The sequence below is a fragment of the Streptomyces sp. HNM0574 genome, assembly GCF_012726235.1.
Classification (GTDB): Bacteria; Actinomycetota; Actinomycetes; order Streptomycetales; family Streptomycetaceae; genus Streptomyces.
Map to the genome: position 1 here is coordinate 65,840 of NZ_JAASAH010000006.1, position 26,151 is coordinate 91,990.

The 26,151-nt window shown below is 74.2% G+C and carries 21 protein-coding genes; 12 read left to right on the forward strand and 9 right to left on the reverse strand.

Annotated features, from left to right (window positions below; translation table 11 throughout):
* Positions 1-58: 58 nt before the first annotated feature.
* Positions 59-499 (reverse strand): ATP-binding protein, encoded by a 441-nt coding sequence (locus HCC30_RS13005; RefSeq protein ID WP_169442649.1) that lies wholly within the window; start codon positions 497-499, stop codon positions 59-61.
* A 284-nt stretch (positions 500-783) separates the two neighbouring features.
* Positions 784-1,095, reverse strand: coding sequence for a hypothetical protein (locus HCC30_RS13010; protein WP_169442650.1), 312 nt, complete (start codon positions 1,093-1,095; stop codon positions 784-786).
* 133 nt (positions 1,096-1,228) lie between these two features.
* On the opposite strand from HCC30_RS13010, the gene HCC30_RS13015 reads away from it, so the two are divergent.
* The gene (locus HCC30_RS13015) at positions 1,229-2,419 is read left to right on the forward strand and encodes a PLP-dependent cysteine synthase family protein (RefSeq protein ID WP_346776616.1); all 1,191 of its coding nucleotides are present in this window, start codon (positions 1,229-1,231) and stop codon (positions 2,417-2,419) included.
* 45 nt (positions 2,420-2,464) lie between these two features.
* Here the strand turns inward: HCC30_RS13015 and HCC30_RS13020 are convergent, their stop codons facing one another.
* Both HCC30_RS13020 and HCC30_RS13025 read right to left on the reverse strand, forming a co-directional pair.
* A complete protein-coding gene (locus HCC30_RS13020) occupies positions 2,465-2,944 on the reverse strand; it encodes an SRPBCC family protein (RefSeq protein ID WP_169442652.1) in 480 nt (159 codons plus the stop codon).
* A gap of 90 nt (positions 2,945-3,034) precedes the next feature.
* Complete coding sequence (locus HCC30_RS13025; protein ID WP_169442653.1) at positions 3,035-3,865, reverse strand: DeoR/GlpR family DNA-binding transcription regulator; 831 nt, start codon at positions 3,863-3,865, stop codon at positions 3,035-3,037.
* A gap of 195 nt (positions 3,866-4,060) precedes the next feature.
* On the opposite strand from HCC30_RS13025, the gene HCC30_RS13030 reads away from it, so the two are divergent.
* Positions 4,061-6,556: a hypothetical protein gene (locus HCC30_RS13030; RefSeq protein WP_240979548.1), complete on the forward strand. Its 2,496-nt coding sequence runs from the start codon at positions 4,061-4,063 to the stop codon at positions 6,554-6,556.
* Here the strand turns inward: HCC30_RS13030 and HCC30_RS13035 are convergent.
* Together HCC30_RS13035 and HCC30_RS13040 are read right to left on the reverse strand one after the other, a co-directional pair.
* A complete protein-coding gene (locus tag HCC30_RS13035; protein ID WP_169442654.1) occupies positions 6,526-9,024 on the reverse strand; it encodes a right-handed parallel beta-helix repeat-containing protein in 2,499 nt (832 codons plus the stop codon). The genes HCC30_RS13030 and HCC30_RS13035 overlap by 31 nt on opposite strands.
* Positions 9,025-9,191: 167 nt before the next feature.
* Positions 9,192-9,794, reverse strand: coding sequence for a hypothetical protein (locus tag HCC30_RS13040; RefSeq protein WP_169442655.1), 603 nt, complete (start codon positions 9,792-9,794; stop codon positions 9,192-9,194).
* A gap of 540 nt (positions 9,795-10,334) precedes the next feature.
* Between HCC30_RS13040 and HCC30_RS13045 the strand changes: the two genes are divergently transcribed.
* Together HCC30_RS13045 and HCC30_RS13050 are read left to right on the forward strand one after the other, a co-directional pair.
* The gene (locus tag HCC30_RS13045) at positions 10,335-11,750 is read left to right on the forward strand and encodes a family 2B encapsulin nanocompartment shell protein (protein ID WP_169442656.1); all 1,416 of its coding nucleotides are present in this window, start codon (positions 10,335-10,337) and stop codon (positions 11,748-11,750) included.
* A 59-nt stretch (positions 11,751-11,809) separates the two neighbouring features.
* The gene (locus HCC30_RS13050; protein WP_169442657.1) at positions 11,810-13,186 is read left to right on the forward strand and encodes a family 2B encapsulin nanocompartment shell protein; all 1,377 of its coding nucleotides are present in this window, start codon (positions 11,810-11,812) and stop codon (positions 13,184-13,186) included.
* 94 nt (positions 13,187-13,280) lie between these two features.
* Here HCC30_RS13050 and HCC30_RS13055 read toward each other — a convergent pair whose 3' ends face one another.
* Positions 13,281-15,665: a phosphoketolase family protein gene (locus HCC30_RS13055; RefSeq protein WP_169442658.1), complete on the reverse strand. Its 2,385-nt coding sequence runs from the start codon at positions 15,663-15,665 to the stop codon at positions 13,281-13,283.
* Between the two features lie 151 nt (positions 15,666-15,816).
* Here HCC30_RS13055 and HCC30_RS13060 point away from each other — a divergent pair, with 151 nt between their 5' ends.
* The 3 genes from HCC30_RS13060 (at position 15,817) to HCC30_RS13070 (ending at position 19,322) form a co-directional block, all read left to right on the forward strand.
* Entirely contained in the window at positions 15,817-17,157 is a 1,341-nt protein-coding gene (locus tag HCC30_RS13060) for a helix-turn-helix domain-containing protein (RefSeq protein WP_169442659.1), read from the forward strand.
* A gap of 246 nt (positions 17,158-17,403) precedes the next feature.
* Positions 17,404-18,927, forward strand: a complete 1,524-nt coding sequence (locus tag HCC30_RS13065) for an aldehyde dehydrogenase family protein (protein WP_169442660.1) — start codon at positions 17,404-17,406, stop codon at positions 18,925-18,927.
* Entirely contained in the window at positions 18,927-19,322 is a 396-nt protein-coding gene (locus HCC30_RS13070) for a DUF779 domain-containing protein (protein WP_169442661.1), read from the forward strand. The genes HCC30_RS13065 and HCC30_RS13070 overlap by 1 nt, the downstream gene beginning before the upstream one ends.
* Positions 19,323-19,333: 11 nt before the next feature.
* Here the strand turns inward: HCC30_RS13070 and HCC30_RS13075 are convergent, their stop codons facing one another.
* Together HCC30_RS13075 and HCC30_RS13080 are read right to left on the reverse strand one after the other, a co-directional pair.
* Positions 19,334-20,173, reverse strand: coding sequence for an MOSC N-terminal beta barrel domain-containing protein (locus tag HCC30_RS13075; protein ID WP_169442662.1), 840 nt, complete (start codon positions 20,171-20,173; stop codon positions 19,334-19,336).
* Between the two features lie 140 nt (positions 20,174-20,313).
* On the reverse strand, positions 20,314-20,982 hold the full coding sequence (locus tag HCC30_RS13080; RefSeq protein ID WP_169442663.1) for a DUF6643 family protein: 669 nt from the start codon (positions 20,980-20,982) through the stop codon (positions 20,314-20,316).
* Positions 20,983-21,597: 615 nt separating this feature from the next.
* Here HCC30_RS13080 and HCC30_RS13085 point away from each other — a divergent pair.
* The 5 genes from HCC30_RS13085 (at position 21,598) to HCC30_RS13105 (ending at position 26,105) form a co-directional block, all read left to right on the forward strand.
* A complete protein-coding gene (locus HCC30_RS13085; protein ID WP_169442876.1) occupies positions 21,598-22,290 on the forward strand; it encodes a class I SAM-dependent methyltransferase in 693 nt (230 codons plus the stop codon).
* 143 nt (positions 22,291-22,433) lie between these two features.
* Positions 22,434-23,510 (forward strand): pyridoxal-phosphate dependent enzyme, encoded by a 1,077-nt coding sequence (locus tag HCC30_RS13090; RefSeq protein ID WP_346776627.1) that lies wholly within the window; start codon positions 22,434-22,436, stop codon positions 23,508-23,510.
* Complete coding sequence (locus tag HCC30_RS13095) at positions 23,507-24,736, forward strand: ATP-grasp domain-containing protein (protein WP_169442665.1); 1,230 nt, start codon at positions 23,507-23,509, stop codon at positions 24,734-24,736. The genes HCC30_RS13090 and HCC30_RS13095 overlap by 4 nt, the downstream gene beginning before the upstream one ends.
* Before the next feature lie 38 nt (positions 24,737-24,774).
* Complete coding sequence (locus HCC30_RS13100; RefSeq protein WP_169442666.1) at positions 24,775-25,752, forward strand: ferric reductase-like transmembrane domain-containing protein; 978 nt, start codon at positions 24,775-24,777, stop codon at positions 25,750-25,752.
* A 191-nt stretch (positions 25,753-25,943) separates the two neighbouring features.
* Positions 25,944-26,105, forward strand: a complete 162-nt coding sequence (locus HCC30_RS13105; protein ID WP_169442667.1) for a hypothetical protein — start codon at positions 25,944-25,946, stop codon at positions 26,103-26,105.
* Positions 26,106-26,151: the final 46 nt, after the last annotated feature.

Below are 26,151 nucleotides of genomic sequence, written 5' to 3' on the forward strand. Positions count from 1 at the left end.
GCCGGATTCGGCCGCGCGGCCAACCGGACGCCGGCGCGCGGGGGTTGGCGCCGTGGTCTCAGGCGGTGGTGTGCGCCGGGGCCTCGGCAGGGGCCGGGGCCGTGGCGCGGGTGCGCCGTTCCGGGGCCGCGAAGGCGGCCGGGAGCGAGAACCAGACGACCTTGCCCGAGCCGTCCTCGCGGGCCCGCATCCCCCAGCTGTCGCTGACGGCCGCGACCAGGGCCAGCCCCCGGCCGCTCGTCGCCAGCGACTCGGCGGTGCGCACGCGCGGCAGGTGCGGGTCGTGGTCGCGGACGGCCACCGTGAGCCGGTCGCGGAGGAAGACGATCTCGACGGTGCAGTGTTTGTCGGGTCCGGCGTGCCGGTGCACGTTCGCCAGCAGCTCGCTCACGCCGAGGACGGCCGGGTCGATGAGGGGGTCCAGATGCCAGTAACGCAACTGCGCGGCGATGATGCGCCGCACCTGGCAGATCCTGTCGGGGAATGCCTGGAACTCCACCGAGCAGTGCCTGCTCGGTCCTGACTGTCGGCTTCTCACAGCTGCGGCTCCATCCTGCGGTCCCGGAATGCAGAACTGGACCTATGTGAGCTGGCTCACAGGGCCATGGCGTCAGGATGGGGCGCGCCCGCGGCCCCCGCATCCCGGCCCCCGGGGCGTTGCGGCAGACGGGGGACGAGTGCGGGCGAAGGGGCGCGGGGAACTGCGCGAACAGCCACGGCGTAGCCGCAGTCCGCAACGGCGAGCAGGGGCACCCTCGGATCAGGTGCGCCCGGAGGGGCGCTTCAGCGCCCCAGCACCCCGCGTTCCGCCGCGGCCTTCGCGCGGGCCGTGCGGACGGCGGTCATCAGCGCCTCGCGGTGCCCCAGGCTCAGCTGGAGCAGATAACGGGTGCCGCCCAGGCTCGCCATCGCGCGATCCCTGGCCCCGTAGCCGCTCAGCCGTACCTGCTCCACGGGGGCACTGTCGATCTCGCTGCCGTAGCTGGTCATCAGCACCAACTGGCCGTCCCGGACGAGCACATGGCCCGCGCGGGTCAGCGAGCGCAGCTTCTGCCAGATCCCCACCCCGGCAACGTCGAATTCCGGCTCCACCACGGTGCACCTCCCACGGTTCACTGCGGCCCGTCTCCCTGACCGGGCGTCCCCGCCCCACGACCGCACGACAACCCTCCGGGCAGTGTGCCCCGCCGTGCGGCCGTACACCAGACGGCCTTCTATGATCTGCCGCGTGAGCACCACAGAGCCGGCACCCGGCGAGGGAACAGCACCGTCCGCACGGCGCGAGGGGACCGCCTCCGCGCCCCCGTACGCGCCCGTCCCGACCGTCGACGTCGACAGGAGCGACCCGGAGTACCGGGCCTGGCTGAAGGAGGCCGTCCGCAGGGTGCAGGCGGACAGCGCCCGCAGCGCCGACACCCACCTGCTGACCTTCCCGCTCCCGGAGAGCTGGGGCATCGACCTGTACCTCAAGGACGAGTCGACGCATCCGACCGGCAGTCTCAAGCACCGGCTGGCCCGCTCGCTCTTCCTCTACGGGCTGTGCAACGGCTGGATCCGCCCCGGCCGCCCGGTGATCGAGTCCTCCTCCGGGTCGACGGCCGTCAGCGAGGCGTACTTCGCGAAGCTGATCGGGGTCCCCTTCATCGCGGTGATGCCGCGCACCACCAGCAGCGAGAAGACCCGGCTCATCGAATTCCACGGCGGGCAGTGCCACTTGGTGGACGACCCGCGGACGGTGTACGAGGTCTCGGCCGCCCTCGCGAAGGAGACCGGCGGCCACTACATGGACCAGTTCACCTACGCCGAGCGCGCCACCGACTGGCGCGGCAACAACAACATCGCCGAGTCGATCTACGAGCAGCTGCGGCTGGAGCGCTTCCCAGAACCCGCGTGGATCGTCGCCACGGCCGGCACCGGAGGCACCTCGGCGACGCTGGCCCGCTACATCCACTACATGCAGTACGACACCCTCGTGTGCGTGCCCGACCCGGAGAACTCCTGCTTCTTCGACGGCTGGGTGCACCACGACCCGGACCGCGCCAGCGACACCGCCTCCCGCATCGAGGGCATCGGCCGCCCCCGCATGGAGCCCAGCTTCCTGCCGCACGCCATCGACCGGATGATGAAGGTGCCCGACGCGGCGAGCATCGCCGCCGTCCGCGCGCTGGAGCGGGCCATCGGCCGCCGCGCCGGGGGCTCCACCGGCACCGGCCTGTGGAGCGCGCTGCGCATCGTCGGCGAGATGCTCGCGCAGGGCCGGACCGGCAGCGTCGTCACCCTGATCTGCGACCCGGGCGACCGGTACCTCGACAAGTACTACTCCGACGCCTGGCTCGCCGAGCAGGGCCTGGACATCACCCCGTACGCGCGCGGCCTCGACGACTTCCTCGCCACCGGCCGCTGGCCCGGCGCCGACTGAGCCCCCGCGCCCGCGAGTTGAGCGGCCAGGCGGGCAACTCGCGGGTCAGGCGCGGGCCGAGAGCAGCCGGTCCAGGCCGCGCATCGCGTCGCGGAAGGACTTGCCGACGCCGGGCCGCGCCAGCTTCAGCAGCATCCGCACCGGCGCCGGGCCGTCGACGGCCATCGTCCAGCGCACCAGCGTGCCCCCGGTGCCGGAGGGGGACAGCTGCCAGTCCTCGGCCATGGCGGTCACCCCGGGCGCCGTCGTGGTGTCGATCCGGTACGCGTACCGCTCGTCGGCCGTCGCCGCCAGGATCGTCTCGTCGAAGACGATGCCGCCCCTGAGCCGGACGCGCCGCCCGCGCCCCTCGCCGGTGGGCTCCGCCGACAGCACCGCGTCGAACCAGCGGGGCCAGTCCGTGACGTCCTCGGCGAGGCTGACGTAGACGGCGCCGGGCGGCGCGGACACCTCGGCGGTGAACGTCAGCCGGACCGGAGCGGACTCCGCGAAACCGAGCTCGACGGAGCGCAGTTGACGGGCCATGGCGGTGACTCCCTGTGAACGCGGCGGACTCCCGGGCGCGCACACCCTAGCCCCCGGGGGCCGCGATGTCCTCACCCGTGCGCGGGCCCCTCAGTCGCCGGACCCGCCCGCGACGACCAGCGAGGGGAGATGCTCCTCGATCTCCCCGCGGTCGGCGGCCGACAGCCCCGCGTCCGTCACGAGGGTGTCCACGTCCTCCAGCGAGCCGAACGAACTCAGGCCCACCGTGCCCCACTTGGTGTGGTCGGCGACCACCACGACCCGGCGGGCCGAGCCGACGAAGCGGCGGTTGGTCTCCGCCTCCGCGAGGTTGGGCGTCGACAGCCCCGCCTCCACCGATATGCCGTGCACCCCGAGGAAGAGCACGTCGAAGTGGAGCGAGCGGATGGCCGCGTCCGCGACCGGGCCGACCAGCGAGTCCGAGGGCGTGCGCACCCCGCCCGTGAGGACGACCGTCGCCGCGCCGGGCGTCGGGGCCTGGGAGCCGCCGGGGACGCGCTGCGCGGTGTGGAACACGTCGGCCACCCGCACCGAGTTGGTGACGACCGTCAGTTCGGGCACGTCCACCAGCTGCTGCGCCAGCGCGTACGTCGTGGTGCCGCCGGAGAGCGCGATCGCGCTTCCCGGCTGGGCCATCGCGGCGGCAGCCCGCGCGATGTCCGCCTTCGCGGACAGCTCCAGGGACGACTTCGCCTCGAACCCCGGTTCGTGCGTGCTCGCTTCGGCCAGCGGCACCGCACCGCCGTGCACCTTCTCCAGCGCACCCTGCCGTGCGAGGGCGTCCAGGTCACGGCGTACCGTCATGTCGGAGACGTTGAGCCGGCGCGTGAGCTCGTTGACGCGGGCGCCGCCGCGCCGCCGTACCTCGTCGAGGATCAGCGCCCTTCGCTGCTCTGCGAGGAGGTTCTGGTTGTCGCTCACCGTGCCTGCCGTCCTTTCGTCAACCGCGCGCGGATCGCGTTCATCCTCCCACGCGGCGGGCGTCGGCGACCGCGTCACGATTTCGCGCAGCTTCTGTGCGGACAGGTGCGCCGCGTGCGTGCCCGGAGGGATGCTGGCCGCCTGCGCGCACGCACACGCCGGGGGAGAACGCGGTTACGTCGGGGGAGCACCAGCATGCAGACAAAGGGTCCGGGGACACCGGACGCATACCGTGACCACACCGCCGTGCCCGGGCCCGCGCCGGGGCAGGCCGAGGGCACCGGGCCGCCGCCGGGGCTGAATCTGGAACTCCTCGTGCACGGCGTGGGCGGCACCACGCCCGAGGAGATGCTCGGCGACCCGCGTACCGAGCGCATCACCGGTGACCGGACGGCCGCCGTGCACCGCCGCCCGGACGACGTCGACGCCGAGAGCCGCCCGCAGGACTACCGGGACGAGCCCGTCGCCGAGGCGTACTGCTGGGCCAACCTGACCTCGGGCAACGGGGCGCGGGCGCTCTGGCTGATCCTGCTGCCCTTCATGGTCGTCAACCTCGCGCACTGGGCGCGGCCCGCGGCCGACGGGCGGCGCACCGCCGTACGGGTGCACGGCGTCGTGGTCCGGCTGCTCGCGCTGAGCCTGACGGTGCTGCTCGTCGCCGCCGCCTGCGAGGTCGCGCTGGACCTCGTCGCCTGGCAGTGCGCGGGCACGGCGGCCTGCGTCGCCGAGCACTCGTGGCTGGGCTTCATGGGCGTCGACTCCTCGGGCGGGGGCGGCTGGTGGAGCCAGCCGGGTCGCCGCCTCGCCCTCGCGGCCGTCGTCCCCGCGCTCCTCACCGGCCTGCTGTGGTGGCTCTCGCACCGCACCTGGGCGGCGTACGAGTCCCAGCCGCCGCTGCGCCGGGAGAACACCGACGCCGAACGCGGCACGGACCGGGCCCGGGTGCCGCTCGCGGAGCCCGGGTTCTGGTACGGGCGGCGGCTGGTGGCGCGGCTGCGCGCCGCGCACACGGCGGCCGGGTTCCTCACCGTCGCCGCCGGCGTCGCGGCGGCGGCCACCCGCTACGACCGCAAGCCCGGCGGCAGCGCCCTCCTCGACGCCCTGGGCTGGCTCACCGAGGCGCTGGTCGTCGCCGCGAGCCTGTGGGTGCTGTACGTCGTGTGCCGCAGGGGCCGCAAGGAGCGCAGGAAGGACGACGCGCTCGACCGGCTCACCGTCACCGCGCTGCCCGGCATCGCGCTCGGCGTGCTGCTGCTCGCCGTCGTGCACGCCTGCCTGTCCCGGCCCGGCTGGGAGTCGGCCGGGCGGGAGCTGCCCGGTGACGAGACCTTCGGGGTGCTCGCCGTCGTCCAGGGCACCCTCGCCGTCGGCCTCGGCGGGCTGGGGCTTTTCCTGCACCGGCGGCGTCCGGTGCCCCGTACGGTGCTGCGCGGGCTGGGCGCGGCCGCGATCGCGCTGCTGGCCTGCGGCCTCGGCGGGGTGATGTCCGGCGGGGTCGCCCAGCGGGTCGCGGACTGGCTCGACGGCGAGGGCACGCCCGGCATGGGCAACGGCCGGATCCAGGGGCCGCCGACGATGCTGACCTGGCAGGCGTCCATACTGCCGGTCCTGCTGGGCGTGCTGCTGGTGCTGCTGGGCTGGTTCGCGTACCGGCTGTGGCGCAGCAGCGGGCTGCTGACGGAGGAGGTCGACCGGAGCTACCCGGAGGTCTCCGAGGGCTGGGACGCCTCCCGCTCCCGCCGGATCGGCGGCGCGATCGCCCGTGCCGGGCTCACCGACTCGGCGCCCTGGCTGGTCGGTTTCATCGCGCTGGTCAGCCTGCTGCTCGGCACCGCCGCCGTGCTCGGCACCTGGCTGACGCAGGAGGTGCCGGGCCGCGCGGCCGACGGGATGCCGGACGTCGTCGACGGGTTCGCCGACACGGTGCAGGCCCTCGGATCCTGGCTGATCGGCTTCGGCTTCCTGCTCTTCCTGGCGCTGGGCCGGCGCGCGTACCAGGACCCGTCGGCGCGGCGCACCATCGGCATCCTGTGGGACGTCGGCACGTTCTGGCCGCGCGCCGCGCACCCCTTCTCGCCGCCCTGCTACGCCGAGCGCGCGGTGCCCGACCTGGCCTGGCGGATGGCGACCTGGACGAAGGCGACCGGCGGACGGCTCGTCATCTCGGGCCACTCGCAGGGCAGCGTCCTCGCCGCCGCGGCCGTCTGGCACCTGGAGCCCGCCACCCGAGGGCAGGTCGCGATGCTCACCTACGGCTCCCCGCTGGAGCGGCTGTACGGCCGCTGGTTCCCCGCCTACTTCGGCCCGGACCAACTCCGCGCGCTGCACGAGGAGTTGCACTGCTGGCGGAACCTGTGGCGGCTCACCGACCCGATCGGCGGCCCGGTCGCCATCCGCGGGGCCGTCGGCGAGAGCGGGGCGGAGGGCGAACGTCCCGACGTGGACCGGGGCCCGCTGCTCGACCCGCTGGCGTACGGCCGGACCGTCACGCATCCGCTGCCCGCGCCGATCCTGGGCCACGGCGAGTACCAGGCCGACCCGGCCTTCGACGAGGAGCGCGACCAGCTCCTCCACCGGCTCCGGCAGGAACGCCGCACGGAACCGGGCGTTCCGCACCAGCCGGGGGAGCCGGAACCGGCCCCCGGCGAGGGGCGGTTGGCTCAGGGCAGCGCGGGGACGTCGTCCGCGTAGAGCAGGGACAGCTCGTCGGTGCTCGGGTCGCCCAGCTGGGCGACCCGGCCCGCGTGCCGCTCCACCATCGCCTCGAAGGTCTGCCGCGCGGTGCGGCCGTTGCCGAAGGCCGCGTCGCGCGGCAGCTTCTCGAAGTACTCCAGCAGCGCCTCGGAGGTGCCTTCGCCGAGCCGGTACTCGTGCTCGTCGGCCTGCTGCCGGACGATCAGGAGCAGCTCCTCGGAGTCGTAGTCGCCGAAGGTGATGGTGCGCGAGAACCGCGAGGCCACACCGGGGTTGACGGCGAGGAAGCGCTCCATCTCCTCGGTGTATCCGGCGACGATGACCACGACCTCGTCCCGGTGGTCCTCCATCAGCTTCACCAGGGTGTCGATCGCCTCGCGGCCGAAGTCCCGGCCGCCGTCCTCCGGCGAGAGCGCGTACGCCTCGTCGATGAACAGCACGCCGCCGCGCGCCCGGTCGAAGGCCTCCTGGGTGCGGATCGCGGTGGAGCCGATGTGCTCGCCGACCAGGTCGACCCGGGAGACCTCGACCAGGTGGCCGGTCTGGAGCACCTCCAGCGCGTGCAGGATCTCGCCGTAGAGCCGGGCCACCGTCGTCTTGCCCGTACCGGGGGAGCCGGTGAAGACCAGATGCCGCCGTACCGAGGCGGCCTTCAGGCCGGCGCGCTGCCGTCTGCGGCCGACCTCGATCATGTCGATCAGGGCGCGCACCTCGCGCTTGACGCTCTCCAGGCCCACCAGCGCGTCGAGTTCGGCGAGGACGTCGGAGGACGGGCGGGCCTGCGGCGCCTCCAGCTCGTGCGGCGTCCTGGCGGAGGGGCCGGGCGGGACGGCGGCGGGGACGTCCGTGCGCGGCGGCGTCAGCAGCCCCGTGCCCGAGGCCGTCGCCCGCCGGGAGCCCTCGGCGGCCGCGGCCCCGTCGGCGGAGCCCGAAGCGGAACCCGAACCGGAGCCCGCGCCCGCGCCGTTGGGCGTGCGGGGCTGGGGCACCGTCACCGCGGACTCGTCGCTCGCGCAGTCCTCGACGAGCGGCCCCTCCTCGGCGAACTCGAAGCCGCCGCGCCCGCACCGCTCCGTACGGCAGCGGCGCAGCGTCGTCCGGCAGCCGTCGATGACGTGGAAGCCGTAGCCCTGCGAATCGGTGACCTTGCAGCCGTGCAGGGTGCCCCGGCCCTCGGCGGAGACGTAGAACCCGGCCTCCGTCGGGCCGGTGACGGTGCAGCGCTCGATCGTCGGGTCGGCGCCCTTGGTGATGATGAAGCCGGTGGCGGCCGCGTCCACCGTGCAGTTGGAGAGCGTGCCGCCGGTGCCGTGGTCGCGGAACCAGGCGCCGGTGGCGGCCTCCTTCACGCGGCAGTCGTCGAGCTGCACGACGGCGCCGTCGCTCACCGACACCGCGGTGCCCCGGACCTGGGTCAGGTCGCTGTCGATGACGTCCGCGCGGGAGCCGCGGTCCAGCACGAACAGCGCGTCGGGGACGCTGTGCACGCGGCAGGAGTCGAGCACGGCGCTCGCGCCGTCGCTGACCCAGACCGCCGGGTAGTCGCCCGTACTCTCGTGGATCTCGCAGTTGTTGGCGTCCACGCGGGTGCCCGGGTCCCAGACGGACAGGCCGTTGCGGCCGAAGCGGCGGACGGTGGAGCGGGTGAGCGTGAGGACGGCGCGGGAGCGCAGGTCGACGGCGTTCTCCGGTATGTCGTGGATGTCGCAGTCGGCGAGGGTGAGCACCGCGTCGGTGTCCAGGGTGACGCCGTCCGTCGAGGTGTGGTGCACCTGGCAGCCCGTCAGGTGCGCGGCGGCCCGCGCCGACACCTGGACGCCGGTGCCCTTGATCTCGTACAGCTCGCAGCCCACCGCCTCGGCGGCGCTGTCCTCGCCGTGCACCGACAGGCCGGCGCCGGAGGTGTGCCGCACCCGGCACTGCTCGAACCGCGGATGGGCGCCGTCGCGCACCGCCAGGCCCGCCTGGCCGGCGGCCACCACCTCGCACTCCTCGTACACCCCGCCCGCGCGGCCGCTGACGCTGATGCCGGCGCCCGCCGGGTTGTCGACCGTGCAGCCGCTCACCGTCGGCCGCGCGTTGCTGCGCACCTCCAGGCCGGAGGCCGAACGGGCCGTCACCCGCAGCCCGTTGAGCGTGGGCGCGCAGTCCTCCACCAGCAGCGCGGGCGCGGCCGAGTCCTGCCCCTCGATCTGGAGGTCGCGGATCTCGGCCGAGGCGCGGACGGTGAGGGCCACCCCGTCCGCCGGGGCGATCCGCACCGGGCCGCCGCCCGAGCGCTCGGGCCCGCGCAGCGTGACGGAGCGCTCCACGACGACGTTCTCGCGGTAGGTGCCGGGCCCGACCGTGACGACGTCGCCGTCGGCGGCGGCCTCCAGGGCGGCGGAGAGGGAGGCGTACTCCCCAGTGCGGCGCCGCCACCGCGACGTGCCGGCGTACGTCACCTGGACCGAGCCCTGTGCCATGGAGTGTGGTGCCCCAACCTCGTATGTACGGAAGACCTGTTGACCCGCGGGCGGCGCGTCACGCGGCTCGCTCCCCGGAGTGCACCACCGTAGCGTGTGCCGGGAGTGCCGCGGACGGTCTGCCCACGTCGTGGGCACGCGGGCGGTCGCGAGCGCCTGTGCGGACCCTAGTTGCCGGTACCGGTGCGTCCCCAGTCGGGTCCGATCCGGCGCCACTCGGCGGCCCACTCCGCGTACCGGCGGCGGAGGATGCCCCGTACCGCCAGCCGCCGCGCCCCCTCGACGAGGGCGGCGGCCGACGCCGCGGCGGCGACCCCGGCGAGCATCGCGTGCGCGCCCGCGGTGCGGACCGAGACGGGGCGCGAGGTGGCCTTGCCGCGCTTGTCCGTCCAGATCATGAAGCGGTCGCCGGGCTGGACGTCCCGGCCGGCCCGGACCGCGCCCTTGTGGACGTTGCCGTCGGGGCCCGCCCAGCGGGCGATGACGCGGCTGCGCCGGTCCTCCGGCGTCGCGGACTCGGGGTCGGTGTCGGCGGGCGGCAGGATCACGATCTCCTCGGCCGTCGCCCACACCCGCTGCCGCTCGGCGCGCTGTTCGTGCGCCGTCTTCACCAGCGCCTCGCGGGTGACCTCGGCCGTGCACCAGCCCGCGAGGGGTGCGCCGAGCAGCATCGTCAGCGCGGCCCAGAGGGCGACCCAGGCCTCGCGGCGGTCGGTACGGCGGCACAGCGGATTGCCGCGCCAACGCCACAGACCGACGATCGAGTGCACCGTGGTTCACCCCCTTCTCACCGGCGCCGTCCCGCGGGCCCCTTCCGGTCCTCCGGTTCTCGTACGGGCCTTCGCGTCCGTTACTCGCCTCCCCGTCGCGTCCCCCGCGCGACGGGCCGACTTTATCGGGTGCGGGGGTCTCGTGGAGAGAAGGGGGAGGGGTTTGTGCGTGCGGTGTCCGCACGGGGCGCGGCCCGTCCCCGCCGCGCCTCCGGGGCCCGCCCCCTCGCGCCGCCGGACCGCCGCGTGGCATGCGACCCCCGTGCGCCGGTGCTCCCCCTGTACGCCCTCCCGGTCCGTTCCGTGCGGGGGACTGCGTACGGTGACGAACTGCCGCTGCGCGTCCGTGAGTTGTCACCGTCCGTGGTCAACTCCCGCGAATGCGCCGGGGGTTACCCCGCGTGTGCGCCGCCATGCGCCGGCCCGGAGTCTCTTTCGGGCGATTGCTGCGATTGTCCCGGCCCGCCTAGCTTCGGGGCCGCAGTGAGTAATTGACCGGTCCGTGACGGTCGGCCGGGGCATTTCGATTGGCGGTAACACATGGCGACTGCGGTAGAAGGCGATTCGGGTGGGGAAACCGCGGCGGAAACGGCACAGCTGAGCCTTGCCACGGCCGCCGCGCGGAATCTGGCGACCACCACCAAGACGCCCCCGCAGATGCAGGGAATCACCTCCCGCTGGCTCCTCAAGGCCCTTCCCTGGGTGGAGGCGTCGGGCGGTACCTTCCGGGTGAACCGGCGGCTGACCCACACCCTCGGCGACGGCCGCGTCGAATTCGTCTCCACCGGCTCCGAGATCCGCGTCATCCCGCTGGAACTCACCGAACTCCCGCTGCTGCGCGGCTACGAGGACACCTCCGTCCTGCAGGCCCTCGCGGACCGCTGCGAACAGCGCGACTTCGGCCCCGGCGAGACCCTCGTCGAGGCCGGCCGCCCCTGCGACCGGCTCGTCCTCCTCGCGCACGGCAAGCTGCGCCGCACCGGACGCGGCAAGTACGACGAGTGGACCGAGCTCGGCATCCTCGCGGACGGCGATCACGCCGGTGACCAGCAGCTCGCCGGCGAACCCGAGGACTGGGCGTACAGCCTGGCCTCCGTCACCAGCGGCACCGTGCTCACCCTCAGCCGCGCCGCGTTCGAGGAGGTGTCCGCCCGCGCCGACAGCCTCCGCGCCCACCTGGAGGCCGCCCGCGCGGCGCTGCCCGCGCAGCGCACCGAGGACGGCGAGTCCGCCGTCGAGCTCGCCTCCGGCCACGCCGGTGAACCCACGCTGCCCGGCACCTTCGTGGACTACGAACTGAAGCCGCGCGAGTACGAGTTGAGCGTCGCGCAGACGGTGCTGCGGGTGCACACCCGGGTCGCCGACCTCTACAACGAGCCGATGAACCAGCTTCAGGAGCAGGTACGGCTCACGGCGGAGGCGCTGCGCGAGCGCCAGGAGCACGAGCTGATCAACAACCGGGAGATCGGCCTCCTGCACAACGCCGCCACCCGACAGCGCATCCACACCCGCACCGGCCCGCCCACCCCCGACGACCTCGACGAACTCCTCGCCACCGTGTGGAAGGAGCCCAGCGTCGTCCTGGCCCACCCCAAGGCGATCGCGGCCATCGGACGGGAGTTCTCCCGGCGCGGCCTCTACCCGTCGAGCGTGGACTTCGACGGCCACTCCCTGCCCGCCTGGCGCGGGGTGCCGATCCTGCCGTGCAACAAGATCCCGGTGACCAGGACGGGCAGCACCTCCGTGCTCGCGATGCGCACCGGAGAGAAGGCGCGGGGCGTCGTCGGACTGCACCGCACCGGAATTCCCGACGAATTCCAGCCGGGCCTCTCCGTCCGCTTCATGGGAATCGACGACAAGGCCGTCATCTCCTATCTGGTGAGCGCCTATTACTCGGCCGCCGTCCTCGTCCCCGACGCGCTCGGAATTCTGGAGGACGTCGAGATCGGGCACTGAGAAAAAGCCGAGAAGACCGCGAAAGACGCCACACCCCCGTACGGAAGGCACCGCCTCGCATGACCACCCAGCCCGAAGCGCCGCAGCTCAGCCTCGCCACCGCGGCGGCCCGCAATCTGGCGACCACCACCAAGACGCCCCCGCAGATGCAGGGCATCTCCTCGCGCTGGCTGCTGAAGATCCTGCCGTGGGTGGAGACCCGCGGCGGCGCCTACCGGGTCAACCGGCGCCTCACCCACACGCTGGGTGACGGCCGCGTCGAGTTCGTCTCCACCGGCGCCGAAGTGCGCGTCATCCCCCACGAGTTGCGGGAGATCCCGCTGCTGCGCGGACTGGAGGACACCGCCGCGCTGGAGGCCCTCGCCGGACGCTTCGTGCAGCGCGAGTACGCCGCCGGGGACACCCTCGCCACCCTCGGCGCCCCCGTCGAGGAACTGCTGCTCATCGCGCACGGCAAGGTGCGCAAGGCCGGCACCGGCAAGTACGACGACGAGACCAGCCTCGGGCTCCTCGCCGACGGCGACCACACCGGCGACCAGGCCCTCACCCCCGAGCCGGGGGAGTGGCAGCACTCGCTCACCGCCACGACCCGCTGCACCGTGCTCGCGCTGCCCGCCGCCGCGTTCCGCGAGGTCGCCGACGCCGCCCCCGAGCTCCGCTCCTACCTGGACGCGTACCTCGCCCGCGAGGTGCCCCGGCAGAACCGCAAGGGCGAGGCCGAGATCGACCTGAGCTCGGGCCACGCGGGCGAACCCACGCTGCCCGGCACCTTCGTGGACTACGAACTGAAGCCGCGCGAGTACGAGTTGAGCGTCGCGCAGACGGTGCTGCGGGTGCACAGCCGGGTCGCGGACATCTACAACGAGCCGATGGACCAGGTTCAGGAGCAGCTGCGGCTGACCATCGAGGCCCTGCGCGAGCGCCAGGAGCACGAGATGATCAACAACCGCGAGTTCGGGCTGCTGCACAACGCCGACCTCCAGCAGCGCATCCACACCCGCTCCGGGCCGCCCACCCCGGACGACCTCGACGAGCTGATCTCCCGCCGCCGCAAGACCCAGTACCTGCTGGCGCACCCGCGCACCATCGCCGCCATCGGCCGCGGCTTCAGCGAGCGGGGCATCTACCCGCCCGAGACGGAGCTCAACGGCTCGCTCGTGCGCAGCTGGCGGGGCATCCCGCTGCTGCCCTGCAACAAGATCCCGGTGCACGAGGACAACACCAGCTCCGTGATCGCGATGCGGACGGGCCAGGAGAACCAGGGCGTAGTCGGCCTCCACCAGACCGGCATCCCCGACGAGATCGAGCCGTCCCTCAACGTCCGCTTCATGGGCGTCGACGACAAGGCGCTGATCTCGTACCTCGTCAGCGCCTACTACTCGGCCGCCGTCCTGGTGCCCGACGCCCTCGGCATCCTGGAGGACGTCGAGGTCTGACCGCGCGGACGGCAGGAGGGGAGGGGCCCGGGGCCCGGCGGTGCGCGCGACACCGCCGGGCCCCGGCCCGGTTCCGGCCGGCCCCGTACGCCGGTCAGCCGGCGTCGGCGGCCGGGGTCCAGGTCCAGTCCGCGACCTCCGGCATGTCCACCCCGTGCTCCCGGATCCACGCGTGGTGCCGCTCCCGCATCCGCACCATCTCCTCCCGTACCGCCCGCGCGCGGGGCCCGAGCCCCGGCGTGCGGTCCACGACGTCCATCACCAGCCGGTACCGGTCCAGGTCGTTCCGCACCACCATGTCGAAGGGTGTGGTGGTCGTGCCGCGCTCGGTGTAGCCGCGCACGTGCAACTCCCCGTGCACCGCGCGCCGGTAGGCCAGCCGGTGGATCAGCCACGGGTAGCCGTGGTACGCGAAGATCACCGGACGGTCGCGGGTGAACTCCGCGTCGAACTCCTCGTCCGGCAGCCCGTGCGGGTGCAGTGAGCCGGGCAGCAGCCGCGTCAGGTCGACGACGTTGACCACCCGCACCGCCACCTCGGGCAGCAGCTCGCGCAGCAGCAGTGCCGCGGCCAGCGTCTCCTGCGCCGGCACGTCCCCGGCGCTGGCCAGGACCACGTCGGGCTCCTCGCCCGGACGCGCGGTGCCCGCCCACTCCCAGGTGCCCAGACCCCGCTCCACGTGCCGCCGTGCCTCCTCGGGCCCGGTCCAGTCGAAGCAGGGCTGCTTGCCCGCGACCACCACGTTCACCGTGCCGGTGGTGCGCAGCACGTGATCGGCCACGTACAGCAGGGTGTTGGTGTCCGGCGGCAGGTACACCCGCACCACCTCGGGGCTCTTGTTGAGCACGTGGTCCACGAAGCCCGGGTCCTGGTGCGAGAACCCGTTGTGGTCCTGCCGCCACACGTGCGAGGTGAGCAGGTAGTTGAGCGAGGGGACGGGACGGCGCCAGGGCACCTCGCGCGCGCTGTGCAGCCACTTGATGTGCTGCCCCGCCATGCTGTCGACGACGTGCGCGAACGCCTCGTACGAGGCGAACAGCCCGTGCCTGCCCGTCAGGACGTACCCCTCCAGCCAGCCCTGGCACAGATGCTCGGAGAGGACCTCGACGACGCGGCCGTGCCGGCCCAGGTGCCGGTCCGTGGGCAGGATCTCCTCCTGCCACGCCTTCGGCGTCTCCTCGTACACCTCGGCCAGGTGGTTGGAGTCCGTCTCGTCCGGGCCGAACAGCCGGAAGTCGCGGCGCTCCGCCGTCGCCGCCATCAGCGCGCGCAGCATCCCGCCCAGGACCCGCGTCGGCTCGTGCGCGCTCTCCCCGTGCCGCCGCACCGGTACGGCGAACGACTCCGGTGCGGGCAGCGGCAGTTCACGGGTGCGGGTGCCGCCGTTCGCCGGCCCGGACGAGCCCAGCCGCAGGTCGCCCTCCGGCACCCAGGCCACCGTGCCGGCGGCGGGCGCGCCCGCCGCGTCGAACAGCTCCTCGGGGCGGTAGCCGCGCAGCCACTCCTCCAGCTCGCGCAGCTTCGCGGCGTCCTCCCGCACGTCCTGCAACGGGATCTGGTGCGCCCGCCAGGTGTCCTCGACCGGCTCCTGAACCGTCCCCGCAGGACCCGTCCATCCCTTGGGTGTCCGCAGCACCAGCATCGGCCGGGGCGCGGCACCGTCACGCTCCCCGGCCGCCGCGCGTGCGCGCAGCGCGGCGATCCGGTCCAGCGCCGTGTCCAGGGCGCCGGCCAGGGCCCGGTGCACCTCGGCGTGGTCCGAGGCGGGCGTGGCCGTGACGTACAGCGGGTCGTGGCCGAAGCCGCGCAGCAGCGCGTCCAGCCGGTCCTGCGGCAGGCGGGAGAGCAGCGTCGGGTTGGCGATCTTGTAGCCGTTCAGGTGCAGCACGGGGAGGACGGTCCCGTCGTGCACCGGGTCGAGGAACGAGGAGGACAGCCAGGACGCCGCCAGCGGCCCCGTCTCCGCCTCGCCGTCCCCGACGACGGCGCAGACCAGCAGTTCCGGGTCGTCGAAGGCGGCACCGTAGGCGTGCGCGAGCGAGTAGCCCAGCTCGCCGCCCTCCTGGATCGACCCGGGCACCTCGGGCGAGGTGTGGCTGGGGACGCCGCCCGGCTGGGAGAAGTCCCGGAAGAGCCGCAGCATGCCCGCCGCGTCGCGCGGCAGCCCCGGGTCCAGCTCCGCGTAGCTGCCCTCCAGCCACGCGCCGGCCCGTACCGCCGCCGCGCCGTGCCCCGGGCCCCAGACGCACAGCGTCCGCTGCCGCCGGAGCCGGATGACGCGGTTCAGATGGGTGTAGACGAGGCCGAGCCCGGGGCAGGTGCCCCAGTGGCCCAGCAGCCGTGGCTTGATGTGCGCGGCGCGCAGCGGCTCCCGCAGGAGCGGGTTGTCCCGCAGGTACAGCTGGCCGGCCGAGAGGTAGTTCAGGGCCTGCCAGTGGGCCTGGAGCCGTGCGGTGCCGGATTCGGTGAGCGGAGGCATTCCGGACGGGTACCAGGGGAGGCCGGGGCCGACACCTGGCGCCGCGCGGCCGGGGGAGCCGGCCCTTGCGGAACCGAACACGGTAACCCGTCAACTGCCGTCCGTGTCACGCGCATTGCCCCGTCACCCAGGGGAGCGGCACGATGACGCTGTGCAGAATCCATGGCTGGCGCTCGAAGCAGGAGCCGACCCCGGCGAACGGGCCGGAGCGGTACGCCGTGCCCACGAGGAGTTCGTCACCGGCGGCGGGATAGGCGCGCCCGTGCGGCACGTCGTCGCGGAGTCCTGGCGCCGCTGCGCCGGGGCCAGCCTCGCCCCCGAGGGCGTCGCCCGCGTCGACCTCACCGACGACGCGCTGGAGGACCACCGCCTCGCGCACCCCCTCGCCGGCGTCATGCCGCTCTTCCGCGAACTGCTCGGCACCGTCGCCGACGACGGGGCGCACCTGCTGTCCGTCTTCGACGGCAGCGGCCGCATGCTGTGGGCCGAGGGCCACGCCCAGGTCATGCGCCGCGCCGAGCGGATGAACTTCGTCCCCGGGTCCCGCTGGGCCGAGGACCGGGTCGGCACCAACGGGCCCGGCACGGCGCTCGCCGTCGACCACGCCGTGCAGATCTTCGCCTCCGAGCACTACAGCCGGCACATCCAGTCCTGGACCTGCGCCGCCGCGCCCGTCCACGACCCCCGCACCCACCGGATCATCGGCGCCGTCGACATCACCGGCGGCAACCACCTGGCCTCACCGCAGAGCCTCGCCCTCGTCCAGGCCACGGCGCGCGCGGCCGAGGCGGCGCTCGCCGACCGCGCCCCGCGCGCGAGCGGCCGCCCCGTCCTCAGTGTCCTCGGCCGCGACGAGGCGCTGCTCGCCACCGGCGACGGCGGACGGCTGCGCCTCGGCAGGCGGCACAGCGAACTCCTGCTGCTGCTCGCCGCGCACCCCGACGGCCTCACCGGCGAGCGGCTCGCCGTCGAGCTGTACGGCGACCGGGACGTCAACCCGGTCACCCTGCGGGCCGAACTCTCCCGGCTGCGCTCGCTGCTGGGCCCCCTCGTCGCCTCCCGCCCCTACCGGCTGACGCAGCGCCTGGCCACCGACCACGACGCCGTCTCCGAGGCGCTCGCCGCGGGCGACCTCAGCGGCGCCCTCGCCGCCTACGAGGGCCCGCCGCTGCCCTCCTCCGAGGCGCCCGGCGTGCTCCGCCTGCGGCGGCTGCTGGAGGACCGGCTGCGCCGCCGCCTCCTGGCCCGGCGCGACCCGGCGCAGCTGGAGAGCTGGGTCCGCGCACCCTGGGGCGAGGACGACCTGGAGGCGTGGGAGGCGCTGCACGCCGCCCTCACCGGCGGCCCCGGCGGCCCCCTCCTCGTCGGCGGCCCCGGGACGCGCGCCGCCGTCGGCGCCGTCCGCTTCCCCCGCCGCGGCCTCGACCCGCTGGAGACCACCGCGGCGGTCCGCGTACGCGAACTCCGCGACGCCTACGGGCTCGACGGCTGACGGCTCTCCCCTCGTCCGGGGCCTGCCGGTACCCCCGCGGCCGCGCAACGTCCTCGCAACGTCCGGCCCGTTAGCGTTCCCGGCACGGAACGCACCCGCCTGTCCCGTGCGTGGTGGGTGCCGTTCCCCGGCTGTGCCCGGACGTGCGAGAGGAGCCGTCCGCGTGGCCCGTGAGGAGCCGTCCGGATGTCCGGACGTCCCGGGCACAGCCGCCCCGTCTGCCGCATCCGCCGGAGGAGGCCCCGCATGAGCCGCTACGCCGCACCCGGAACCGACGGCGCCGTCATGACCTACCAGCCGCGCTACGACCACTGGATCGGCGGCGAGTACGTCGCCCCCAAGCAGGGCGGCTACTTCGAGAACCCCACCCCGGTCAACGGCCGCACCTTCACCGAGATCGCCCGCGGCACCGCGGACGACGTGGAACGCGCCATCGACGCGGCGCAGGCCGCGGCGGGCCCCTGGGCGCGCAGGCCCGCGGCCGAGCGCGCCGAGATCCTCAACCGGATCGCGGCCCGGATGGAGGGCCACCTCGAACAGCTCGCCGTCGCCGAGAGCTGGGAGAACGGCAAGCCCGTCCGCGAGGCCCTCGCCGCCGACATTCCCCTCGCCGTAGACCATTGGCGGTACTTCGCCGGGGCGCTGCGGGCGCAGGAGGGCTCCCTCTCGGAGATCGACGAGGACACCGTCGCGTACCACTTCCACGAGCCGCTCGGCGTCGTCGCGCAGATCATCCCGTGGAACTTCCCGCTGCTGATGGCCTCCTGGAAGCTCGCGCCCGCGCTGGCGGCCGGCAACACCGTCGTCCTCAAGCCCGCCGAGCAGACCCCGGCCTCCATCCACTACTGGATGAGCCTGGTCGCCGACCTGCTGCCGCCCGGCGTCGTGAACATCGTCAACGGCTTCGGCGCCGAGGCCGGGAAGCCGCTCGCGAGCAGCCCCCGGGTGGCCAAGATCGCCTTCACCGGGGAGACCACCACCGGGCGCCTGATCATGCAGTACGCCTCGGAGAACCTGAAGCCCGTCACCCTCGAACTCGGCGGCAAGAGCCCGAACATCTTCTTCGACGACGTCTCCGCGCGCGACGACGACTTCCTCGACAAGGCCCTGGAGGGCTTCACCCTCTTCGCCCTCAACCAGGGCGAGGTGTGCACCTGCCCCTCGCGCGCCCTGATCCAGCGCGGCCACTACGCCGACTTCCTCGACGCCGGGACCGCGCGCACCGAACGCATCGTCCAGGGCCACCCGCTGGACACCGCGACCATGGTCGGCGCCCAGGCGTCCAACGACCAGCTGGAGAAGATCCTTTCGTACCTGGACATCGGCCGGCAGGAAGGCGCCCGCGTCCTCACCGGCGGCGCCCGCGCCGAACTCGGCGGCGAGCTGGAGGGCGGCTACTACGTCCGCCCGACCATCCTGGAGGGCAGCAACCGGATGCGGGTCTTCCAGGAGGAGATCTTCGGCCCCGTCGTCTCCGTCGCCGGTTTCGACGACTTCGACGACGCCGTCACCACCGCCAACGACACCCTCTACGGCCTCGGCGCCGGCGTGTGGACCCGGGACGCGAACACCGCCTACCGCGCCGGACGGGCCATCCAGGCGGGACGGGTGTGGACGAACTGCTACCACGCCTACCCGGCCCACGCGGCCTTCGGCGGCTACAAGCAGTCCGGCATCGGCAGGGAGACCCACAAGATGATGCTGGACCACTACCAGCAGACCAAGAACATGCTGGTCAGCTACTCGCCGAAGAAGATGGGACTGTTCTGATGGCCACCGGCCCGGGGCCCGAGCGGGTCGCGCTGACCGACGGGGCCGCCGGACTGCTGCGCACGCTCACGGCACGGCACGGGCCGCTGATGTTCCACCAGTCCGGCGGCTGCTGCGACGGCAGCTCCCCGATGTGCTACCAGCGCGGCGAGCTGCGGACCGGTGACTCGGACGTGCTGCTCGGCGAACTCGCCGTCGAGGGGCTGGCCGAGCCGGTGCCGTTCTGGATGTCCGCGAGCCAGTTCGCGTACTGGAGCCACACCCACCTCACGGTGGACGTGGTGCCGGGCCGGGGCAGCGGGTTCTCCCTCGAAGCCCCCGAGGGAGTCCGCTTCCTGGTCCGGTCGAGGCTGCTGGAGCCGGGGGCCGGGCGGGTTCAGCCGCCCGGCGGCTGAGCCGGGAGGCGTCAGCCCTGACGCTCCAGCACCTCGAACGAGTCTCCGCTGCGCACCCTGCCCGAATGCTCCGGGATCAGATTCTGGCCGAAGACCAGCTGGTCACCGAAGCGACGGTGGCGGGCCAGGGTGCGCAGCGGTTCCTTCCCGCGCTCCGCCGTGCCCTGGTCCGTCGTCGTCACCACGCAGCGCCCGCAGGGCTTGGCCACCCGGAAGGTGAGCTCGCCGACCCGGACGCGCCGCCAGGTGTCCTCCTCCCAGGGGGCCGTGCCGGTGATCACGACGCTGGGGCGGAAGCGGTTCATCGGCAGCGGGCCGTCGTCGGCGTGATCACCCTGCGCGATCAGGGAGTTGAGCGCGTCCAGCGAGGCGGTGGTGGTCACCAGCAGCGGATAGCCGTCGGCGAAGGAGACCGTCTCGCCCGGGCGGGAGTACGCCGGATCGACCGGACGCCGCCGCTCCGGCGCGTCCATGTGCACCAGCCTGACCTCGGTGCCCAGATACGCGGAGAACCAGGCGCCCGCCTCCTCGGCGGCCGGCACCGCCTCCACGGTGTCCCGCCAGACCTCCACGGTGAACAGCCCGGCGGTGGCCGGATCGGGCACCTCGACCTCCAGCGGCTCCCTCCCCGGAGCCGACACCCGCAGCCCGCCGCCGGGCAGGAGCTCGGCCGAGGCCAGGGCCAGCCGCGGCTGTTCGCGCTGGGTCAGCTTGGCGCCGTCCGGCCTGGTCAGCAGCCAGCGCCGGTCACCCGCGATCCCCCATGGCTCGACCTCCGCGCTGTCCAGACCCCGGCCCGCGAGGGCCTTCACGGGGTAGACGTGGATGGCTGCCAACGATGCTGTGGTCATGGCGTCCATCCTGCCACCGGGGCATGACAACGGACCGGGGCGTCCCCCGGGACGGCCCGAACACACCGGCCGGTGGCCGACGGACCGGTTCCCCCCCCCCGTTCACCGGCCCTCGGTCCGTCCCTGTGGTGCGCCTCCGCTCAGTAACCGCGCCCCTGGTAGGGGTGGCCGTACGGGTCCTCGTACCCGCCCTGGCCCGGCATCTGCCGCGGGACGGCGGGCCGGGGCGCGACCGGGCGCATCTGCGGCTGCTGCGGGGCCTGTTGGGGCTGGCCGTACGGCTGGCCCGGGGCCTGTGCGCGCTGCTGCGGCAGCTGACCCGGCTGCAACTGGTGCTGCGGCTGGGGCTGTTGGGGGTACTGCTGCTGGGGGTGCTGCTGCGGCTGCGGCCAGCCGTCCTGCGGGCCGCGCTGCCGGTCGGCGCCCTGCGGCGGCCCGTACGGCGACGGGGCCGCGGGGGAGTGCGCCGGGAAGGACGACGCCGGGACGGGGGCCATCGGCGAGCCCTGCTGCTGCCCGCCGTACTGCTGCGGACCCGGGCCCTGCGGGCCGCCGGGGCCGCCCTGCGGTGCCGCGGGCGGGTAGGGCTGCGGCGCGGGCTGTTGCTGCCGGCCGCCCGACGGGAGGGCGGGGAGCGCGGAGGGCAGCGCGGGCAGCGAGGAATTGCCCGGCTCGTACTCCGACGGCACGCGGATGGGGGCGATCTGCGGCGTCCCCCGCTCCGCGACGAGCATGTCGTAGATGGGGGTGTCGGGGTAGGACGGAGCAGCGTAGTAGCCGCCTCCGTAGGAGCTGCGGGGGAGGGTCATACCCATAAGTTAAGCGGAAAATGTCGCTGTTGGGGACCCTGGCAAGTGACCGGTTTCACGTGGCCGGAGAGCTTGCGCCTCATCAATGCGAGCGAATTCGCGGAAAACGGTCACACGTTGGGGTGCGGATCGTGTATGGGGGACGCGCCCGCCCCGTGACCACGGCCGATGCCCGACCGTACGGGACGGTCCGTCGCCGCACGTCAACTACGGGCCACAGCACGGGAGTTGAGGGGGCGCGGGACGGCGCGGGAGGCGGGGCGGGACGGTGTGCGCCGCCGCCGGGGGGCGTCCGTGGGCACCCCGTGCGCCGGGCACGGAATCTGACCGGAAACATCCGGTGAAAACCTTGTCACGCACCGGCAGTTGGTATACGCCAGCCCGTCACCGCGCCGTCACCCCGGCCGACCGCCCCGAGAAATCCGCCCCGTCCGGGAACCCGGCCCCCGCCCCCGCCGACCACTGGGGTGAACAGCGGGCAGGACGACGGCCGGAGTGCTCAAGGAGGCGGCGGTGCACACGACGAACAGGCACGGGGAGGACCGGACGGCGGCGGCGGACGCCGGGCCGGCCTGGTACGAGGACGAGAGCCTGTGGGCGGACTTCGCGCCCGTCATGTTCTCCGCCGAGCGGGCCGCCTCGGCCGCCGCGCTGGTGCGCGAGGCGGCCCTGCTGGACTTCCCGCCCTCCGCGCGGATTCTCGACCTGTGCTGCGGGCCCGGCCTGTTCGTGGCCCCGCTGGCCGCCCGCGGCCACCGGGTGACCGGGGTCGACCTGAGCCGGGACATGCTGGAGCGCGCCCGCGCGGCCTGTGACCTGGCCGGGGTGGAGGCCCGGCTGGTGCGCGCCGACATGCTCCGGTTCGCCGAGCCCGGCGATTACGACGTGGTCCTCAGCCTCTTCACGTCCTTCGGGTACTTCACGTCCGCGGAGGACAACCTCCGTGTCCTGCGCAACGCCTGGCACAGCCTCGCGCCCGGCGGGCGGCTGCTGGTCGACGTCATGGGCAAGGAGGTCCTGGCGGGCTGGATCGGCCGGCCGCAGGCCGTGGACCTGCCGGACGGCGGCTGCGTGGTGCAGCGCGACACCGTGCTCGACAGCTGGCGCAGGCTCCGCACCGACTGGACCCTCGTGCGCGGCGGCACCGCGCGCACCGTCTCGATCCACGCGCACCTCTACAGCGCGGCCGAGCTGCACGACCTCTTCCGCACCGCCGGCTTCGAGGACGTCCAGTGCTTCGGGGACTTCGACGGCGCCCCCTACGACCAGCACGCCCACCGCCTCGTCGTCAGCGGCCGACGCCCCTGACCCGCCCACCGGCACGTACGCCCCCACGCCGCCCCCCACCGGAGGACCCCCACGTGACACCCCGGCTCCGCGACACCCCCCGTACCGGCCAGGAACCGCCGCGGCCACCGGCCGGTTCCGGCCCCGTTCCCGACGGCCCGCACGTGCCCGTGCACGAGCACATCACCGACGCGCTCAAGGCGCCCGCCTTCGTGCGGCTGTCCGGCTCCGTCGTGCTCGCCCGCTTCGAGACGATGAAGGTCTACGCCGCGCTCGGCGCCGTACGCGAACTCCTCGACCGCGGCCGCATCGTGCCGGGCCAGACGCTCGTGGACAGCTCCAGCGGCATCTACGCGCTGGCGCTCGCCCTGGCCTGCCACCGCTACGGACTCGGCTGCCACATCGTGGCCTCCACCGCCGTGGACACCGTCACCCGCGCCCAGCTGGAGGTGCTGGGCGCCACCGTCGACCAGATGCCGCCGTCCGACAGCCTCCGGCTGGACCAGGAGCGCCGCGTGCGGCACGTACGGCGGCTGCTGGCCGAGCGGCCCGGGCTGCACTGGATGCGGCAGTACCACGACCCGGTGCACCTCAGCGGCTACCGCGAGTTCGCCGAACTGGCCGAAAAGGCCCTGCCCGGCGGCGAGTTGACGGTGGTGGGTGCGGTGGGCACCGGCGCCTCCACGGGCGGGCTCACCCGGGCGCTGCGGGGGAGGGGCCGCGCGGTGCGCCTGGTGGGCGTCCAGCCGTTCGGCAGCGTCACCTTCGGCAGCGAGGGCTTCCGCGACCCGGACGCGCTCATCGCCGGAATCGGCAGCTCCGTCCCGTTCGGCAACGTCCGGCACGAGCTGTACGACACGCTGCACTGGCTGGACTTCCGGCACGCCATGGCCGGTGCCGTGAGCCTGCTCCGCGCCCACGCCGTCTTCGCCGGACTGTCCACCGGCGCCGCGCACCTCGCCGCACGCTGGGAGGCCGCGCAGCACCCGGGCGGCACCTACCTGGTGCTCGGCGCCGACACCGGACACCGCTACACGGAGCGGGTGTTCGCGCGGCACACCGAGGCCCCGGACCCGCACACCCTGCGCCCCGCGCGGATCGAGGCCCTGGACGCGCTGCGTCCGCCGTGGTCCGTCATGCGCTGGCAGGGCAGGCCGGCGCCGGAGGCCGCCCGGCTGCCCGCGCACGAGACCGCGCAGGTCACGCGCGCGCAGGAAACCGCCCCCGGAGGTGCCCGGTGACGCTGGCCGCGCTCGAATCGCTCTCCTTCGGCCTGACCCGGCTGGCCGCCGCCGCGACCGCGGCCGGCCACCGGCTCGTCCTGCTCACCGGCGACCGCGGCGTCTACCGGCACGAGCTGGCCACCGTGCCCCCGGACGCGCTGGACGTGGTCGACGTCGACACCTCCGACCGCGAGGCCGTACGCCGCGCGCTGGCCCGGCTGCCCGCACTCGCCGGGCTCGTCGACACGACCGACACCTGGTCCGTCCCCGTCGCCGAACTCGCCGCCGAACTCGGCCTGCCCGGGCCGGAACCCGAGACCGTGCGGCTGCTGCGGGACAAGTCGCGGGTGCGCCGGGCGCTGCACGGCGCCGGGCTCAGCCGGGGCACCTCCGTCCCGCTCGCGCCGGGGCCGGGCGGCGCGGCCCGGGTGGTGGAGAAGGTCGGACTGCCCGCCGTGCTCAAGGACTCGGCGGGCACCTCCTCGCGCGCCGTGTGGATCGCGCACGACGAGGAGGAGCTGCGCGCCGCGCTCGCCGCGGCCGCCGGAACCCGGCTGACCGGACGGCTGTGCGCCGAACCCTTCCTCGCCGGCCCGCTGTACAGCGCGGAGACCCTCAGCTGGGACGGGACCACCCGGCTGCTCGCCGTCTGCGGCCGCCAGACCTCGCGCCGGCCGGCCGTGCGCGAGGAGGCCGCGGCGCTGCCCGTCGCGCTGCCCCCGGCCGAACTCGCCGCCGTCGAACGCTGGGTGGGCCGGGTGCTGGCGGTGGCCGGGCACCGGCGCGGCTTCGCGCACGTCGAGTTCGCGCACACCACGCACGGCCCCGAACTGGTCGAGATCAACCGCAGGATCGGCGGCGCCCTGATCGCCGAGGCCCTCTGCCGCACCCTGCGCACCGACGTGTACGCGGCGCTCACCGACGTCACCCTCGGCAGACGCCCGGCCCTGCTGGACGCGCCGCACCGCACCGACGGTCCCGCCGTCGCCTTCGTCCTCGTCTACGCCGACCGGCCCGGCGTCCTGGACGGCTGGACGGGACTCGACGGGCTGACGGCGTTCCCCGGAGCGCCCGAGTGGTACCCCACGCGCGCCCCCGGCGACCCGGTCCCCTCCGTGGACGACCAGCGCGGCTGCACCGGGATGGTGCTCGCCGAGGGGCCCACCGCCGAAGTGGCCCAGCACCGCGCCTGGAGCGCCGCCACCACGGTCCGCGCGGTGCTCCGCCAGGACCCCGCGGCGTGACCGCCCGCATCCCCACGACGGAAGACGGAGACCCGACGATGCGACCCGACCCCTCCCCGGAGCCGCAGCCCACCGCGGACGACCCCGGACCCCGGCGGACGGCGGCGCGGGTGACGCTCCGTTCGGACTCGCGGGCCGCCGCGGCCGACGGCCTGGCCGCCCTCGTCCTCACGGCACTGATCTTCGCGCTGCTCTACGTCCGGATCAGGAACGGCAGTTCCTCGACGCTGACCGTCATGCCGTTCATGGCCGACGCCGGCGCGTTCTGGCTGTACTTCCTCAGCCAGGCGTTCGGCTGGTCCGCGCTGCTGTGGGCCTGGCTGACGGTCCTGCTCGGCCTGCTGCTCTCCGGACCGCGCCCGCGCGCGCACCGGGGAGCGTGGCTCTCCGGCCCCCGGCTGGAGCGCCTGCACCGCACCACGAGCCTCAACACCATCGCGCTGATCGCCGCGCACGCCCTGGTGTTCGCCGCCGAACTGGTCCGGCACGACACCGGCGCCTGGCACGCGAGCCTGGCCCGCGCGCTCGTCGAGGCGTTCGTCCCCGGCGGCTACACCTCGGGCACCGGCCGTGTCGCGATCCCCGTCGGCCAGGCCGCGCTGTACCTCGCGATCCCGCTCGGCCTGCTGTTCTACGTCCGCCACCGGATCGGCCCGCGCACCTGGCGGGTGCTGCACCGCTTCGTGCTCGTCGTCTACGTCCTGAGCCTCTGGCACACGCTGCTGTACGGCACGAACGTCTGGTACGACGGCGCTTTCCGGACGGTGCTCTGGGCGCTCCAACTCCCGCTCGCCGCACTGTTCCTGCTGCGGCTGCTCCGCCCGGCCCGCCGCTCCCAGCGGCTGACCCGGCCCGGCCCGGGAGCGGGTCCGCGCCTGCGCTGGGGGCTGCGGCTCGCGGGCAGGCTGGTGGCCGCGGGGCTGGTGGTGCTGGTGCTCGTGGTGCTCGCCACGGGGCGCGACGGCGGCCGCGAGAAGCCCCCGGAGGACACCTCCTCGACCCACAACCACGGCTGACCTGCGGCGCGGAAACCGGCCGGGAGCCACATGTCCGGCGAGGGGCTTGTCAGTTGGGGGCCGCTGTGCGTTCACCGCCGGGTCACCCGGAAGTCCGTTGACACGTTCTTGGTGATCTCTTTACGCTCTCTTGGCATTGTGGCGGCCGCGCCGTGCGGCCGTACACACCCCCACGTACGACGGAGGTTCACATGGACAAGCTCATCGCGAAGCTGGCGCAGGACGACGTCTGGGCGAAGTGGGTCGCGGCCAACTCCGCGGCGGGCGACGCCAAGACCGGCTGCATCTCCGTCGCCAAGCAGGGCTGCATCAGCGCCGCCCCCGCCGCGGGCAAGGCCGGCTGCATCAGCTGACGCCCCCGCAGCCACCCGGCTGCCCCGGCCCACCCGGCCGGACGGC

Bases quoted from the DNA above. Each gene is read 5' to 3' on its own strand.
- HCC30_RS13020 (WP_169442652.1), bottom strand. From the start codon at position 2,944: ATGGCCCGTCAACTGCGCTCCGTCGAGCTCGGTTTCGCGGAGTCCGCT.
- HCC30_RS13030 (WP_240979548.1), top strand. From the start codon at position 4,061: ATGCAGACAAAGGGTCCGGGGACACCGGACGCATACCGTGACCACACC.
- HCC30_RS13035 (WP_169442654.1), bottom strand. From the start codon at position 9,024: ATGGCACAGGGCTCGGTCCAGGTGACGTACGCCGGCACGTCGCGGTGG.
- HCC30_RS13045 (WP_169442656.1), top strand. From the start codon at position 10,335: ATGGCGACTGCGGTAGAAGGCGATTCGGGTGGGGAAACCGCGGCGGAA.
- HCC30_RS13050 (WP_169442657.1), top strand. From the start codon at position 11,810: ATGACCACCCAGCCCGAAGCGCCGCAGCTCAGCCTCGCCACCGCGGCG.
- HCC30_RS13055 (WP_169442658.1), bottom strand. From the start codon at position 15,665: ATGCCTCCGCTCACCGAATCCGGCACCGCACGGCTCCAGGCCCACTGG.
- HCC30_RS13065 (WP_169442660.1), top strand. From the start codon at position 17,404: ATGAGCCGCTACGCCGCACCCGGAACCGACGGCGCCGTCATGACCTAC.
- HCC30_RS13070 (WP_169442661.1), top strand. From the start codon at position 18,927: ATGGCCACCGGCCCGGGGCCCGAGCGGGTCGCGCTGACCGACGGGGCC.
- HCC30_RS13075 (WP_169442662.1), bottom strand. From the start codon at position 20,173: ATGACCACAGCATCGTTGGCAGCCATCCACGTCTACCCCGTGAAGGCC.
- HCC30_RS13080 (WP_169442663.1), bottom strand. From the start codon at position 20,982: ATGACCCTCCCCCGCAGCTCCTACGGAGGCGGCTACTACGCTGCTCCG.
- HCC30_RS13085 (WP_169442876.1), top strand. From the start codon at position 21,598: ATGTTCTCCGCCGAGCGGGCCGCCTCGGCCGCCGCGCTGGTGCGCGAG.
- HCC30_RS13100 (WP_169442666.1), top strand. From the start codon at position 24,775: ATGCGACCCGACCCCTCCCCGGAGCCGCAGCCCACCGCGGACGACCCC.
- HCC30_RS13105 (WP_169442667.1), top strand. From the start codon at position 25,944: ATGGACAAGCTCATCGCGAAGCTGGCGCAGGACGACGTCTGGGCGAAG.